This window comes from Castellaniella sp. (assembly GCF_004321985.1).
GTDB lineage: Bacteria > Pseudomonadota > Gammaproteobacteria > Burkholderiales > Burkholderiaceae_B > Castellaniella.
Genome location: NZ_SCQN01000048.1, coordinates 88,829 through 103,300, shown reverse-complemented (window position 1 = coordinate 103,300; position 14,472 = coordinate 88,829). Strand labels below are relative to the sequence as shown.

The following is a 14,472-nucleotide window of genomic DNA, read 5'->3' as shown; positions in this document are numbered from 1 at the left end:
GGGTCTGACCCATCCCCAGATATCAACCCGATTTCCCCCGCCTTATCGGAGCCTGAACCATGCTGCTGGGCTGTATTGCCGACGACTTTACCGGAGCCAGCGATCTGGCCAATACCCTGGCCAAAGGCGGGATGTCCACCGTCCAGTTCGCGGGAGTTCCACAATCCGCCGATGCGCCCGACTGCGAAGCCGGAGTCGTCGCCCTGAAGACTCGCTCCATCGCTGCGGATGACGCCGTGCGGCAATCACTGCAAGCGCTGCGATGGCTGCAGGATCAGGGCTGCCGGCAATTCATCTTCAAATACTGTTCGACGTTCGATTCAACACCCACCGGGAACATCGGACCGGTGGCCGAGGCACTGCGAGTCGCCCTGCAGGCGCCACTGGCCATCGTCTGCCCGGCGTTTCCCGAAACCGGCCGGACGCTGTTCATGGGGCATCTCTTCGTCAAGGGCCGCCTCCTGAACGAATCGGGCATGGAACACCACCCGTTGAATCCCATGACTGATGCCGACCTCTGCCGCTGGCTGGGCCGGCAGACGAAGGCCGGCGTCGGCCTGGTCCCCTATCCGACCGTGCGCCAGGGCCCGGCGGCCGTGACAGCCGCCATGGATGCCGAGGCTGCGGCGGGCAGGCCGCTGGTCGTGGTGGATGCGGTACTCGATGAAGATCTGATGACGCTGGGCCAGGCGATTGCCCAGCAGACACTCATCACTGGGGGATCCGGCATCGCACTGGGGCTTCCGGAAAATTTCCGCCGGGCGGGACTTCTGGCCGATGCGGGCTCTGGTTTCGAGCCCATCCAGGGCCCAGGAGTGGTGCTTTCGGGGTCTTGCTCTACCGCCTCCAACGCACAGGTCGCCCACCACCTGAAATCTCATCCTGGGCTGAAAATATCCACCACAGAACTGATGGAAGAAAGGCTGGGGGTGCAGGACGCCCTTTCGTTCATACGGGCACACCTCCACCAAGACCCCATCGTCTATTCCACGGCGGACCCCGAATCCGTGTCGCAAACCCAGGCTCGCTTCGGCCGGGAGGCCGTTGCAAACCGGATCGAGCATTTCTTTGCCGAACTCTCCCGCCAACTGATTGCTGCCGGGGTCCGGCGGCTCGTCGTGGGCGGCGGCGAGACTTCCGGGGCCGTGGTCACGGCGCTCAAGCTGGAGTCCCTGCGCGTGGGGCCCGAGATCGACCCGGGGGTGCCCGCCCTGGCCAGCGAACACCCGACGCCACTCAGGCTAGCCCTCAAGAGCGGCAACTTCGGCACAACCGATTTCTATGACAAGGCGCTCCGGACGCTGCAGGCAGCATCCCGCTGACCGCAACGGCGCGGGTCGCCCTTCAAATCGCATACACCAAGGAGCATCAGGATGAGCAAAGACAAACCCTACCGGGTAGTGGTGATCGGCCTCGGATCCATGGGCATGGGCGCCGCCAGGTCCTGCATCGCGGCAGGGCTGGAAACATGCGGCATCGACGTACGGCAGGAAGCCCTGGATGAACTGAAAGAGGCAGGCGCGGTCTCCGTAGGCCGGAACGGGCTGGCATTTGCCAGCTCGCTGGATGCCGTACTGCTGCTGCCCGTGAACGCTGATCAGTGCCGCCAGGCTCTTTTCGGACCGGATGGTATCGCGCCGCATCTGCGGCCAGGGACGCCCGTCATGGTTTCCGCAACCGTTGCGGCAGACGATGCCCGCGACCTCGAAGCCAGACTCAAGGAACAGAATCTGCCGATGCTGGATGCGCCCGTCTCGGGCGGATCCGTGCGGGCGGCCAAAGGCGAAATCACCGTGATGGCGGCCGGCGCCCCCGAGACCTTCGACAAACTGGGCCCGTTGCTCGATGCAATCTCAGCCAAGGTCTTCAGGATCGGAACGGAAATCGGACAGGGCTCGACCGTGAAGATCATCCACCAGCTGCTTGCCGGGGTTCACATCGCGGTGGCGGCCGAGGCCATGGCCCTGGCCAGCCGGGCCGGCATCCCGCTGCAGACACTGTACAACGTGGTCACCAACGCCGCCGGCAACTCCTGGATGTTCGAGAACCGCATGCAACACGTGCTGGACGGCGACTACACACCCCACTCCAGCGTCGACATCTTCGTGAAGGACCTGGGCCTGGTGGTCGAGACCGGGAATGCACTCAAGTTTCCGATTCCGATCGCCGCGATCGCCCACAGCCTGTTCGTCAATGCAAGCAACGCCGGCTACGGCAAGCGCGACGACAGTGCCGTCATCCGGAATTACTCGGGCATCAAGTTGCCGGGGGATCCGGCATGACGGCCAATACGCGTCGCGACACCGAGGCAGCGCTGCGGGAACAGATCGTGGCCCTCGGCCGCTCGATGTTCGAACGCGGCCTGACGGCAGGCAGCAGCGGCAACCTGAGCGTCCGGCTGGACGACGGCTGGCTGCTCACCCCCACCAACAGCAGTCTGGGAAGACTGGACCCGCAGCGGCTGTCGCGGCTGGACGCTGCGGGCACACTGATCAGCGGCGATCCGCCCTCCAAGGAATCATTCCTGCACCTGGCCGTTTACCGGCATCGCCCGTCCGCACACGCCATCGTGCACCTGCACTCGACCCACTCGGCGGCGGTCTCGTGCCTGAAAGAGCTGAATCCGGACGACTGCATCCCCCCGCTGACGGCCTACTTCGTGATGAAGATCGGCCGGCTGCCCCTGGTGCCCTATTACCGCCCCGGCGCCCCCGCACTGGCCGATGTGGTGGGGCGCCTCGCCGCGAAGCACCCGGCGATCCTGCTGGCCAATCACGGCCCGGTGGTCGCCGGCACGACACTGGAAGCTGCCGTGAACGCTGCCGAAGAGCTCGAGGAAACGGCCAGGATCTTCCTGCTGCTGAAGGACATGACGGCGCGGCCGCTCGACGACTCTCAAATCGCCGAACTGAAGTCTGTCTTCAAGCTGGACATCTGAGACACAGCGCCCATCTGGCTGCCGCAGAAATCCGCTACCGGCCGCAACAGGGCCTGCTCAACGCCCGCAAAAACGATGAGCAGGCTTTTCGTCACTGCTTCAACAATTCCTTCGCAGCCGACAACAGTTCCTGGCCATTGGCGCCCTTCTTGTTCACCGCGTCCATCCACTGCTGGACCACGCCCTTGGTCGCATCCTGCCAGCGTGCGTACTCGGCATCCGTCATGTAGTAGAACGTGCTGCCGTTTTCGATCGAGGTCTTCATGAACTGGGCTTCCTTCTCGTCGAAGGTCACACGCCCCGCCCAAGCGGACACGTCGGCGCCGCTGTTGTCGTCGATGACCTTCTTCAGATCGGGCGGCAGGCTGTCATATCGAGCCTGGTTCATGCCGAACAGGAAGATGGAATTGCCCATGCGCGGCTTGCCCTTGGGCACGTCGAAGTGATAGCGGGAAGTCTCGTCCAGCTTGATGGCAGGAACGCCTTCCCAGGGCACGGCGGCCCCGTCCACCACGCCCTTGGCCATGGCATCGGGCACGGCCGGCAGCGGCATCTGCACCGGGACGGCATGGACAGCCTCCAGCATCTGCGAATTGACGCGATTGGCCGACCGGATCTTCAGGCCTTTCATGTCTTCCAGGGTCTTGGGCTTCTTGTCCACGAAATGCAGCAGAGTGCCGCCGTGCACGTGCATGAAGATGGGATGTACGCCCTTGAATTCGTCCAGCGCATATTTCTGCGTGTAGATCCACAATGCGCGGCTGCCCGACTCGGCATTGCGCTCCATCCAGGGTAGTTCGAACACCGCAGCCTTGGTGAAGCGCCCGGCGGAATAGGTCGGCAAGGTCCAGATGATGTCCGCCACACCGTCCTTGGCCTGATCAAAGAGCTGGGCCGGCGTACCGCCCAACTGCATGGCCGGATAGATCTGGCACACCATCTTCTGCTTCGACTCCTGAGCGATCTTGTCGCACCAGGGCTGGATCATGGTCACCTGCGCGTTGGAAGTCGCCGGCAGGAAGTGCGCGACCCTGAGAACCACCTGGGGCGCCGCCTGCGCCACCCCCGCCGCCGCCAGCCCCAGCACCAGCATGCCAATCCGCCGTACGGCACCGATTTTGTTGTATTGCCTCATGTTTGTCTCCATTTTGAACGAGCAGGAACGGGTCCCGCGGGATGGCACTGCCTTATCACCAACAACGATCAATCGCTACAACGCTCCGAAGCTTCTGACCAACACCAGCGTGAGGCTGGGAAAGGCCACGAGCGCAATGATGCGGATGAAATCCGACATCAGGAATGGCACTACACCCTTGAAGGTTTCCGTGAGCGGAACGTCCTTGGCCATGCGGTTGATGATGTAGACGTTCAACCCCACCGGTGGATGGACCAGGCCGATCTCCACCACCATCAGCGCCAAAATCCCGAACCAGATGGATTTGTCGCCCACGCTCATGCCATAGAAGTCCAGCCCCATGATCATCGGATAGAAGATCGGAATCGTCAGCAGGATCATGGCGAGCGAATCCATCACACACCCCAGCAGGATGTAGGAAGCCAGCACCGCCGCGATGATCAGGAAGGGAGAAAGCCCGCTGCCCTTCACCCACGAGGCCAGATCCACTGGCAACTGCGAGACCGCCAGCGACACATTGAGCATGTCGGCACCCAGCAGGACCAGGTAGATCATGGCCGTTGCCTGCGCGGTTCCCAGCAGGCTGTCCAGCAGCCCCCGCCAGCGCAACCCACCCGATACGACCGCAATGATTCCACAGGCGGCGGCCCCAATGGCAGCCGCTTCCGTATCCGTCGTCCAGCCCGCGTAGATCCCCACAATCACGATGACGAAGACTGCCAGAATGGGTCCCACCTCGAGCAGCGACCGGATCCTCTCCGACCAAGAGGCCCTGGGGCCAGCCGGCCCCATCTCCGGCTTCCAGCGCACAATGATCTGGATCACGATCATGTAGCCGACCATCGCCAGCACCCCCGGAATCACGGCAGCCATGAACAGCTTGCCGATGGATTCCTGCGTCAGGATGGCGTAGACGATCAGCGGGACCGAGGGTGGAATCATGATGCCCAGCGTTCCACCCGCTGCCAGCGTGCCGGTCGCAAGGCTGCCGGCATAGCCGTAACGGCGCAGCTCCGGCAGCACGACCTGTCCCATCGTGGCGGCCGTCGCCAGCGATGACCCACAGATGGCGCCGAAGCCCGCGCAGGTCCCCACCGCCGCCATCGCGATGCCTCCGCGCTTGTGTCCCAGAAAGGCGCTCACGAAACGGAACAGGCCGCGACTCAGCCCGCCGTGCGTCGCAAACTGACCCATCAGAAGGAACAGCGGAATCACCACCAGGTCATAGTTCGAAAGACGCGCGTAAGCCAGGTTCTTCAGCGTCGCCATGAGCGGCGTCCAGTTTCCACCCATCAGGTAGACGTAGCCGCCTGCACCCGAGAGAAACATCGAGATCCCGATGGGAATCCGGACGACCATGAGCGCGAGCAGGATGGCAAACATCACCAGGCCGACCGTCGTCCCGCTCATGATGGGTTCCCCGGGCGGACCCCGGCACAAGCGCGTGCGTGCAGGCAGCAGACATACAGGCCGGCGACCGCGAGCAGGATGAATCCGGGCACCATCCCCGCCTGAGCCAGCCAGACTGGCCAGCCCAGGACCACAGAGGTCTCGCCCGTGCCACGCAGCGACATCGCCCCTGCCCAACTCCGCCAGGCGACCACCGCACCGAAAAGTCCGACCAGCAGGGATCCCACCGCATCCAGGAAATGAACCGTCCCCGGGCGACAATGATTCGTGAAGAAGTCCACCTTCACATCCCCGCCCTCGAGATGGCAATACGCGAAGAAGGTCGCCGAAGCTCCCGCCGAGATCATCACCAGCACCTCCATATCACCGGGGACGGGCGCGGAAAACAGCTTGCGCCCCACAATGGAGATCAACGACATCAGCACCAGGCCCACGAATGCAAGCCCGCCCACAGCCGCAAAGACCTTGGACACACGCAACAACGCCAATCCGAACGGCCCGAATTCGACCCCTGGCGGAGAGGCCGCTGGCACAGCCTGGCCCTTCGAAGAAGCTGACATGATGTCTCCTGTGGTGTGACGCGTTTTTTATTGGATGACACGCCGCAAGGCGCTGGCCCGGCGTCACTCGCCGGGCCGAAAGCACTCAGAAGGGATACGCGCGCGGCGTCGTCTGCACGGATATCCAACGCACATCGGTAAAGGCCTCGATGCCAGGCTTGCCGCCAAAACGGCCATACCCACTGTCCTTCACCCCGCCAAACGGCATCTGCGGCTCGTCATGGACGGTGGGCCCGTTGATATGGCATATGCCCGACTGGATACGGCCCGCTACGCGCAGAGCCCGGGCGACATCGGCACCGATCACGGCCGATGACAGCCCATATGCCGTATCGTTGGCGCACGCCACGGCGGCATCCTCACCCGATACCCGGACGATGGCCTTGACCGGACCGAAGGTTTCCTCGCCATAGATGCGCATCTTCGGTGTGACATGGTCGATCAGGGTGGCCGGCATGAGCGTGTTGTCGGCCTTGCCGCCGCACAGAAGTTTCGCGCCCTTGGCCACGGCATCATCGATCATCTCGTTGCAGCGATGCACGGCGGAGATGTCCACCAGCGATCCCAGCACCACGGGCCCCTTGCGGGGATCGCCCAGCGGCAGGCCCTTGACCTTGCTCACCAGGTGTTCGACGAAGGCGTCGGCGATCTTTTCATCCACCACGATGCGTTCGGTGGACATGCAGATCTGACCGGAATTGGCGAATGCGCCAAATGCAGCGGCGTTCACGGCGGTTTCCAGATCGGCATCATCGAGCACCACCAGCGGCGCCTTGCCGCCCAGTTCCAGAATGACGGGCTTCAGATGCCGGGCGCAAAGCTCGGCAATGATGCGGCCGACCTTGGTCGAGCCGGTGAAATTCACGCGGCGAGTGGCCGGATGCGAAATCAGCGCCTCCACGACTTCAGGGGCTTCCTTTGGGGCATTGGTCACGAAATTCACCACCCCCGCCGGCAGCCCGCCTTCCCGAAGGGCCTCGATGATCAGGCCATGCGTAGCCGGACACATCTCGGAACCCTTCAGCACCACCGTATTTCCGCAAGCCAGCGGCGTGGCCACGGCACGTACGCCAAGGATGATCGGTGCATTCCAGGGCGCCATGCCCACCACTACCCCGGCCGGCACGCGCAGACTCATCGCCAGATTGCCCGGCACGTCCGAAGGAATCACCTCGCCGCCGATCTGCGATGTCAGCGCAGCCGCTTCACGCAGCATGCCCGCAGCAAGATGGACATTGAACTCTGCCCACAGCGCCGAGGCCCCGGTTTCCGCCGCCATCGCGGCAACGAAGGCATCCTTGCGCGCGGCCAGCGCGTCGGCGGCCTGAGACAGCAACTGGCGCCGTTGGCCTGGCCCGGTCTGCGACCACTGGGTGAACGCATCAGCCGCAGCCTGTACGGCCGCCCGGGCGTCCTGCGGCGTCGCAGCCGGCGCAGTGGTCGCCACCTTGCCGTCCAACGGGTTGCTGCGTTCAAAGGTATGGCCATTGCTCGAAGCGCAATGCTTGCCATCGATCAACATCGAGATCGTGCTCATATGTCCTCCTGTCGTGATTCGGTCCAGCTTCAGGCTACTTCGATTTCGACCAGCGTCGGACGGCTGGCCGCCAGAGCCTGCAGCAGAACGTCCGGCAGCAACTGTGGATTGGAAACGCGCAGGCCCTCACAACCCATGCTGCGCGCCATGGAAACAAAATCAATACCGGGCAGGTCCACCCCGCGCAACTCGTCACTGGGTGTGAATCCGTAGACCGGCGCAAATTCCCGCAAGGCCGCATAACCGCCGTTCTTCAGGATCAGGAACGTAATAGGCAGCCCCAGTTGCGCTGCGCTCCACAAGCCCTGGATCGAGTACATGCTCGACCCGTCACCCAGCAGGCCGATGACCTTTCGATCCGGCTTGCCCAGCGCGACGCCCACGGCTGCCGGGAGCCCAAAGCCCAAACCACCGCTGCACATGGTGTAGAAGGTTTCCGATTGAAGGATGGGCAGATAGCGCTGCATCACAGGACGGGCGCTGGGCGCTTCCTCGACGATGATGGAATCGGCGGAACGGACCTCCGCCAGCGTCTGCAGCGCGTAAGCCACCGACATCGGCACCGAGGGTTCGGCGCGGGGCGCCGGTGCGCGGGGTGCCGGCGCCTTGCGCGGCGCGGACTGCGCCCGCGCCAGAAGATCCTGCACGCTCTCGCGCACGCTGCCGACGGCGGCGGTGCCTTCTGGCGCCCAGGCCACGGTGTTCGGGTCATCCACGATCTGGGCCAGCACACTGCCGGCCGGAATGTGAGGCCCAAAGCCTTCGACGTGGTAAGTGAAGGCCGCCGCCCCCAAAGCAAGAATGAAATCGTGCTCTGCAAGCAATTGGACGATGCGCTCGCGCGCAGCCGGCAGGAACCCGCCAAACAGCGGATGATCTTCGGGAAAACCATTGCGGCCGGACATGGGCGCCACCCACACCACGGCCTGGTGCCGCTGGGCCAGCGCCACGACGTCATCCCAGGCGCCATCACGGTCGACGGCCGCCCCCAGCACGAAGGCCGGGCGGCGGGCCGCATCGAGCTGGCCTGCGATGATGTCCAGAACCGCGGGGTCCGGGCGCACCGAACGGCCCACGCGACGAGCCCTCACCGGCGCACAGAGCCGGCCCCAGTCATCGGCTGGCACGGACACCAGCACGGGACCGCAAGGCGGCTGCATGGCCATGTAATAGGCGCGTGCGATGGCCAGCGGCACGTCTTCGGCCCGGGCGGGTTCCACGCTCCACTTGACATAGGGCTTGGGCAGTTCGGTCGCCTGGCTGGAGAACAGAAAGGGGTCAAACGGCAGGATGGCGCGCGACTGCTGCCCGGCCGTGATGACCAGCGGCGTGCGATTCCGGTAGGCGGTGAAGATCGCGCCCATCGCATGGCCGACCCCGACCGCCGAATGCAGGTTGATGAAGGCAGCATTGTGCGTTGCCTGAGCATAGCCGTCGGCCATGCCGACCACCACAGACTCCTGCAACCCCAGGATGTAGCGGAAATCTTGCGGGAAGTCCAGGAAGAAGCCCAATTCCGTCGAGCCCGGATTGCCGAACAGAGTCGTCATCCCGAAATCACGCAGTAAATCCGTCACCGCTCGACGCACCGGCACCAGGGATGCCGTCTCGTTTTGGTGCACCCGCTCACGCGCCGCGCCCTGTTCCATGTCGTCCTCCGAGCCCATGAAGAGCCACCGAGATGTTCTGATCGCGCTGCTTGTCCGCAGCTTATCCAGCTATCTTGAAATCTTCCATGGTATAAATCAATAAAATGATTTAGATATCTACTATTAGATTTATGAATATCAAGGCACTGGATCTGAACCTGCTCCGGCTATTCGACGTGATCCACATGGCGCGCAGCGTCAGCCAGGCCGCCGACACGTTGGGGCTGACACAGCCCGCCGTGAGCCAGGGACTGACGCGCCTGCGCACGGCCCTGGGCGACCCGCTGTTCGTGCGCGCAGCCGGCGGCGTACGGCCCACACCGCGCGCCGAACGGATGGCGCCCGCCATTCACGCAGCATTGCACGCACTGGAAAGCGCCATCGCCGATTCCGCCGGATTCGATCCAGCCCAGACCGACCGCGTCTTCCGACTGCACATGACCGATATCGGCGAAGGCCGATTCCTGCCGCGTCTCATCACTGCGCTGCGCGAATATGCACCGCATACCCGCATCGAGACACTGAGGCTGGGCGTGACCGAACTGGCGCTCGCCATGGATCAGGGGCGCGTGGATCTGGCGTTCGGATTCCTGCCTGGGCTGAAGGCCATGCGCTCGGCCATCCTGTTCCAGGATCGCTACATCATCCTGATGCGCAAGCGCCACCCGCTTGCACGCCGGCTGACGCACCACCCGGCCACGCAGGAAACCGTGCGCACGCTGGAATTCATTACCGTACGCACCCACGCCTACACGCTGACGGCGCTGGAGACGCTGCAGATGGGCGACCGGATACGCCTGACCACAGAGCACTTCATGGCGCTGCCTGCCATTCTGGAGGCCACGGATCTGGCCGTCATCATGCCGCGCAACGTCGCGCTGTCGTCCTTTGCCCCTCACCAGGAATTCGCGCTGATCGAAGCCGATTTTCCGATGCGCGAATTCGACGTGGGCATCCACTGGAGTCCACGTTATGACGCCGACCCCGCCAACCGCTGGCTGCGCAGCCTGGCGCTGGCGCTTTACCAGGACGATCCACAGCCCTGAAAAACAAATGCGCGGCTGCCGACAGGCGAGCCGCGCATCCCCGGAATCACCCGGCCGAACGGATCACTGCTTGCCCGGATCCTTCACGTCCTTGAAGGTGTAGAACTCGACGTTCTGCGCCACGCCATCCACCTTTTCCAGCTTGCGGATGTATTCGTTCTGGATGATGTCGCGCGTTTGCGGATCGATCTCCACCGGGCCGCGCGGGCTCTCCCACTTCATGCCCTTGACTGCCTTCATGAAGGCTTCTGCGCTGGCATCGCCCTTGGTCTTTTCAAGTGCCGCATAAATCAGGTGCATGCCATCGTAGCCACCCACCGACATGAAGTTGGGCCGGTCATTCGGATACGCCTTCTTGTAAGCCGCCACAAACTTTTTGTTCTCAGGCGAATTGTGGTTTTCCGAATAGTGAAAGGCTGTGATCATGCCCAGGGCCGTATCGCCCATAGCCGCCAGCGAATCCTCGTCCGTCATGTCGCCCGTTCCCAATTCCTTGATTCCGGCCTTCTCCAGACCCATCTCGCGGAACTGCTTGAGCAGCGCCACCATGGAGCTGCCCGGCGGCACGAAGAAGAATGCCGCATCCGGCTTGGCATCCTTCATACGCTGCAGGAAGGGCGAATAATCGGCCGTGATGACGGGAGTGCGGACTTCACCCACGACCTTGCCACCCAATGCGGTGAAGGTCTTCTGAAACTGCTTTTCGGCATCATGCCCGGGCCCGTAATCCGCTACCAGCGTATAAGCGCTGCGAACGCCGTTCTTGTAAGCCCATTCGGCCATCGCCCAGGCGCTTTGCGGTAGCGTCATGGACACGCGTGCGACATTCGGCGATTTTTCGGTCACCGAGGAAGTAGCGGCATTCATCACCACCATCGGAACCTTGGCCTCGGTCGCCAGCGGCGCGACGGAAAAGGCGTTGGGCGTCAGGTCAAATCCGGCCAGGATGTCGACCTTGTCCTTCACCAGCAGTTCCTGGGCCTGGCGCTTGGCTACGGCCGGCGCAATCCCGGTGTCGTCCTTGACGATGACCTGGATCTTGCGCCCGGCCACGGTGTCGCCATGCTCGGCGATGTACAGATCCACCCCATGACTGATCTGTTTGCCGTAGGCTGCGAACGGCCCGGATACCGACAACACCAAGCCGATTTTCAGATCCTTGGCCTGTGCGGGGCTGACGGCGACCGCCGCCGCGAGGGCCAGGGCCACGGCCCCCATGGTCTTGCTGAATTTCATGTCTCGCTCCTTTGAGATTGCGATGAATGCCAACGACCGCGAACCGGTACGCGGCCCCAGCGATCATTATGGCCACCAGTCCTCTGCCCGTTAAGGATAGAGCTTCACTAGCTGTTATGTCGAATTGTTATGACCATCGACAAATCATGGCGACCTCGCCCTCAGGCGCGAGGAACATGCGCCCAGAGGTCCCGGCACTTTCTGAAGGGGGCACGATGGTGGCACCCAGGTCTTCTTCCTGGATTGGCGCAGACGACAATGGACGAAGGCAAAACCGGGAGACGCTAGGTCTGCGGATCACCCAGGCCGATGGGCGCGGGCGCGAGCATGGCGATCTGTCGGAAGAGCTTTACAAAGCGGTCGTCCAACCCCGCCCACGGGTCGCTGTTGCGGGAAAAATCAGCGTTGACTTCCTGCCACTCGTCCGCAGTCAGCAGCCGCCGGGCCGCCGGGAAGATGTAGCGCTCTTCCATGCCCATGTGCTTGAACTCGTTGCTGGTGTAGCTGAGCGCCGTATCGCGGAAAGCCCCGAACCCGTCGGCTCCCGCCTGAAGGTAATGCACCAAGGCGCGGTCCAACGCACTGGTCGCCGGCACGGCGCGCCGGTGTTCTTCCTCCAGGGAGTCGAGATAGCCATCCAGATCATGCGTCTTGGGCCGCAGGAGCGCAAAAATACGGTCTTCCTTGGGGTGATGCAGCTTGTCAGGCATCTCGGCGATGTAGTCCACCATGCTGGCCAGCAGCGTGTAATCAGGCCTCATCCGCCCGGCATCGATGTTCCGCACCACATAGGCCAGTCCATCCAGAACGGCAGCCATGGCACGGTGCTCGTCACGGATGACGTTAAGCGCGGAAGGCGCGTGGAAAGGTTCAGATTGAGACATGAAGGCTCCCTGGAGATTCCCGCGTAGGCGTTGATGAAGCTACTGTAGCCTGAATCCTCAGGCACTTCCACAATACCCACGCAGGTGGCAGGCCATCCGAGACCGGACCCGCCCACAAATTCCGGAGTAAGCGGCACGAGGCCGGCCGGGCAGCACCCCGCTCGCCCGCGCTGCTCACTTCTGCTGCAGCGTGAACACGCGGAAAAACTGGCCCAGCGCACCGGTGGCCGTCAGTGGAAGCACATGGGCCACATACATGTCAGGTCGCACCACCACGATGGCGCCGGACCGATCCACTCCCCGACGCTCGAAGATATCATCGCCCGGCGTAGCCGCATACACCCCCGCGTAGTCGATCAGGTCGAACTGCCCCACGCGTGGCATGAATACCGCCGGCACCCGACTGAGATCCACGTCGATGTGGGACTGCTGATAGATGACCTTGAGATCAAACCAGGCGTTGGCATCCACATCCGAGGGGGTGGCGCGGCACAGCGGCGAATCCGCCGACTCGGCCAGCCAGTCTCCCAACGCACGCAAGGCTGCGGATTCCCCCGCCAATGCCGCATCGGCAAACACATAGACCCGCCAGCGGCCGTCCGCCCGATGCTCATGGCCAATTTCCAGGACGTCGGCGTCCGCGACACGTGTGGCCAGCGCCGAACGGAAACGCTTGCCGATGGGGAAGCCAGCCGCCAGCCGTTGGAAATCGGCTGCGCCGGTGATGGCGGACGGCGCATATTGCGTCATGAACCCCTGAGCGAACTCCGTGATCTGCAGATAGGCATTTTCCAGATCAGTGGGGCTGTCGAAATCGTCGGGGTGCTTGGCCATGGTGCTGGCCCAGCGCTTGTCGAAATCGATGATGTTCTGGCCAATGACCTGCCGCTCGGCCGAGTAGGTGGACAGCAGGCTGGCAGGGCTGCGTCCCTGCAGCACATGGCCCAGCTTCCACCCTAGGTTGAAGCCGTCCTGCATGGACACGTTCATGCCCTGTCCGGCCTTGGCGCTGTGCGTATGGCTGGCATCGCCGGCAATGAAAACTCGCGGCAACCGATGGCCGATCTGATCCACTGGCACATCGTCGAAGCGATCGCACACGCGATGGCCCACCTGGTAGACGCTGTACCAGGCCACCTCGCGCACGTCGAGCGTATACGGGTGGAAAATCCGCTGCGCCCGTGCGATGGTCTGCTCGACCGTGGTCTGGCGGATGGTACGGTCGCCTTCCGGCACGTCCCCCAGGTCGACATACAAGCGGAACATATGGCCGCCCTCACGCGGAATCAGCAGAATGCTGCCGTGCGCCTCCGACTGGATGGCGCACTTCACCCGGACGTCCGGGAAATCCGTCACCGCCAGCACGTCCATCACCCCCCATGCGTGGTGCGAGGAGTCGCCGTCGGCCTTGCAACCGATCGCCTCGCGCACCCGGCTGTGGGCGCCATCAGCGCCAACCACATACTTGGCGTGGACCGTGCGCGTCCTGCCCTTGTGGCTGCCCTCGGTGCCGCCCAGCGTCACCAGAACGGGATAATCGGGGTCATCAGTGATCTCCAGCCCCTGGAATTCCAGCCCATAGTCCGGGCGCATGCGCGTCGGGGAAAACGCCATGAATTCCGCAAAGTAATCCAGCACCCGCGCCTGATTGACCGTGATGTGCGGGTATTCGCTCACCCCATTGGGATCTTCGAGCACGCGCGAGGTGCGCACGACCCGCGACGGATCGGCGGGATCCGGCTTCCAGAAAGCCGTCTCGGTAATCTTGCAGCCCTCGGACACGATCCGTCCGGCAAAACCGAAGGCGTTGAAAGTCTCCACGCTACGCGGCTGGATCCCGTCAGCCTGGCCAATTTCCAGGCGTCCGCCACGGCGCTCTACGATACGCGTCGTGATATCCGGGAACTGGGAAAGCGAAGCCGCCGTGATCATGCCCGCCGGGCCCGTACCCACGATCAGCACGTCCACGCGGTCAGGAACATCGTGAGGCCGATTCACGCCCACACCTGCCGCGACCTGCAGGCGCGGGTCCCCCGATACATAGCCGTTATGATGAAACTGCATTTTGTTTGCCTCG

Annotated in this window: 12 protein-coding genes; 4 read left to right on the top strand and 8 right to left on the bottom strand. The window is 63.3% G+C overall.

Features of this window, described 5'->3' with window-relative positions:
* Positions 1–59: 59 nt before the first annotated feature.
* Genes otnK through otnC form a run of 3 tightly spaced genes read left to right on the top strand, consistent with a single transcriptional unit; the run spans position 60 to position 2,938 of the window.
* Complete coding sequence (gene otnK, locus EPN31_RS13475; protein WP_291774068.1) at positions 60–1,322, top strand: 3-oxo-tetronate kinase; 1,263 nt, start codon at positions 60–62, stop codon at positions 1,320–1,322.
* Positions 1,323–1,373: 51 nt separating this feature from the next.
* Positions 1,374–2,282: an L-threonate dehydrogenase gene (gene ltnD, locus EPN31_RS13470; protein ID WP_291774067.1), complete on the top strand. Its 909-nt coding sequence runs from the start codon at positions 1,374–1,376 to the stop codon at positions 2,280–2,282.
* Entirely contained in the window at positions 2,279–2,938 is a 660-nt protein-coding gene (otnC, locus tag EPN31_RS13465) for a 3-oxo-tetronate 4-phosphate decarboxylase (RefSeq protein ID WP_291774064.1), read from the top strand. The genes ltnD and otnC overlap by 4 nt, the downstream gene beginning before the upstream one ends.
* A gap of 91 nt (positions 2,939–3,029) precedes the next feature.
* Here otnC and EPN31_RS13460 read toward each other — a convergent pair whose 3' ends face one another.
* From EPN31_RS13460 to mdlC, 5 genes are all read right to left on the bottom strand, one after another.
* Positions 3,030–4,073 carry a TRAP transporter substrate-binding protein gene (locus EPN31_RS13460; RefSeq protein ID WP_291774063.1) on the bottom strand — a complete coding sequence of 348 codons (1,044 nt, stop codon included), beginning with the start codon at positions 4,071–4,073 and terminating at the stop codon, positions 3,030–3,032.
* Between the two features lie 75 nt (positions 4,074–4,148).
* Positions 4,149–5,483 (bottom strand): TRAP transporter large permease, encoded by a 1,335-nt coding sequence (locus tag EPN31_RS13455; RefSeq protein ID WP_291774061.1) that lies wholly within the window; start codon positions 5,481–5,483, stop codon positions 4,149–4,151.
* Positions 5,480–6,043 (bottom strand): TRAP transporter small permease, encoded by a 564-nt coding sequence (locus EPN31_RS13450; RefSeq protein ID WP_291774059.1) that lies wholly within the window; start codon positions 6,041–6,043, stop codon positions 5,480–5,482. Before EPN31_RS13450 ends, EPN31_RS13455 begins: the two co-directional genes overlap by 4 nt.
* A gap of 85 nt (positions 6,044–6,128) precedes the next feature.
* A complete protein-coding gene (locus EPN31_RS13445) occupies positions 6,129–7,580 on the bottom strand; it encodes an aldehyde dehydrogenase (RefSeq protein ID WP_291774057.1) in 1,452 nt (483 codons plus the stop codon).
* 29 nt (positions 7,581–7,609) lie between these two features.
* The gene (gene mdlC / locus EPN31_RS13440) at positions 7,610–9,229 is read right to left on the bottom strand and encodes a benzoylformate decarboxylase (protein WP_291774055.1); all 1,620 of its coding nucleotides are present in this window, start codon (positions 9,227–9,229) and stop codon (positions 7,610–7,612) included.
* Positions 9,230–9,360: 131 nt separating this feature from the next.
* Between mdlC and EPN31_RS13435 the strand changes: the two genes are divergently transcribed.
* A complete protein-coding gene (locus EPN31_RS13435) occupies positions 9,361–10,275 on the top strand; it encodes a LysR family transcriptional regulator (protein WP_291774053.1) in 915 nt (304 codons plus the stop codon).
* Between the two features lie 63 nt (positions 10,276–10,338).
* Here the strand turns inward: EPN31_RS13435 and EPN31_RS13430 are convergent, their stop codons facing one another.
* The 3 genes from EPN31_RS13430 to EPN31_RS13420 form a co-directional block, all read right to left on the bottom strand.
* On the bottom strand, positions 10,339–11,511 hold the full coding sequence (locus EPN31_RS13430) for an ABC transporter substrate-binding protein (RefSeq protein ID WP_291774051.1): 1,173 nt from the start codon (positions 11,509–11,511) through the stop codon (positions 10,339–10,341).
* Positions 11,512–11,795: 284 nt separating this feature from the next.
* The gene (locus tag EPN31_RS13425) at positions 11,796–12,395 is read right to left on the bottom strand and encodes a hemerythrin domain-containing protein (protein ID WP_291774049.1); all 600 of its coding nucleotides are present in this window, start codon (positions 12,393–12,395) and stop codon (positions 11,796–11,798) included.
* Positions 12,396–12,569: 174 nt separating this feature from the next.
* Positions 12,570–14,459: an FAD-dependent monooxygenase gene (locus EPN31_RS13420; protein ID WP_291774048.1), complete on the bottom strand. Its 1,890-nt coding sequence runs from the start codon at positions 14,457–14,459 to the stop codon at positions 12,570–12,572.
* Between the last annotated feature and the right edge of the window lie 13 nt (positions 14,460–14,472).

Excerpts from the sequence above, each read along its gene's own strand:
- otnK (WP_291774068.1), top strand. The coding sequence starts at position 60 with ATGCTGCTGGGCTGTATTGCCGACGACTTTACCGGAGCCAGCGATCTG.
- ltnD (WP_291774067.1), top strand. The coding sequence starts at position 1,374 with ATGAGCAAAGACAAACCCTACCGGGTAGTGGTGATCGGCCTCGGATCC.
- otnC (WP_291774064.1), top strand. The coding sequence starts at position 2,279 with ATGACGGCCAATACGCGTCGCGACACCGAGGCAGCGCTGCGGGAACAG.
- EPN31_RS13460 (WP_291774063.1), bottom strand. The coding sequence starts at position 4,073 with ATGAGGCAATACAACAAAATCGGTGCCGTACGGCGGATTGGCATGCTG.
- EPN31_RS13455 (WP_291774061.1), bottom strand. The coding sequence starts at position 5,483 with ATGAGCGGGACGACGGTCGGCCTGGTGATGTTTGCCATCCTGCTCGCG.
- EPN31_RS13450 (WP_291774059.1), bottom strand. The coding sequence starts at position 6,043 with ATGTCAGCTTCTTCGAAGGGCCAGGCTGTGCCAGCGGCCTCTCCGCCA.
- EPN31_RS13445 (WP_291774057.1), bottom strand. The coding sequence starts at position 7,580 with ATGAGCACGATCTCGATGTTGATCGATGGCAAGCATTGCGCTTCGAGC.
- mdlC (WP_291774055.1), bottom strand. The coding sequence starts at position 9,229 with ATGGAACAGGGCGCGGCGCGTGAGCGGGTGCACCAAAACGAGACGGCA.
- EPN31_RS13435 (WP_291774053.1), top strand. The coding sequence starts at position 9,361 with ATGAATATCAAGGCACTGGATCTGAACCTGCTCCGGCTATTCGACGTG.
- EPN31_RS13430 (WP_291774051.1), bottom strand. The coding sequence starts at position 11,511 with ATGAAATTCAGCAAGACCATGGGGGCCGTGGCCCTGGCCCTCGCGGCG.
- EPN31_RS13425 (WP_291774049.1), bottom strand. The coding sequence starts at position 12,395 with ATGTCTCAATCTGAACCTTTCCACGCGCCTTCCGCGCTTAACGTCATC.
- EPN31_RS13420 (WP_291774048.1), bottom strand. The coding sequence starts at position 14,459 with ATGCAGTTTCATCATAACGGCTATGTATCGGGGGACCCGCGCCTGCAG.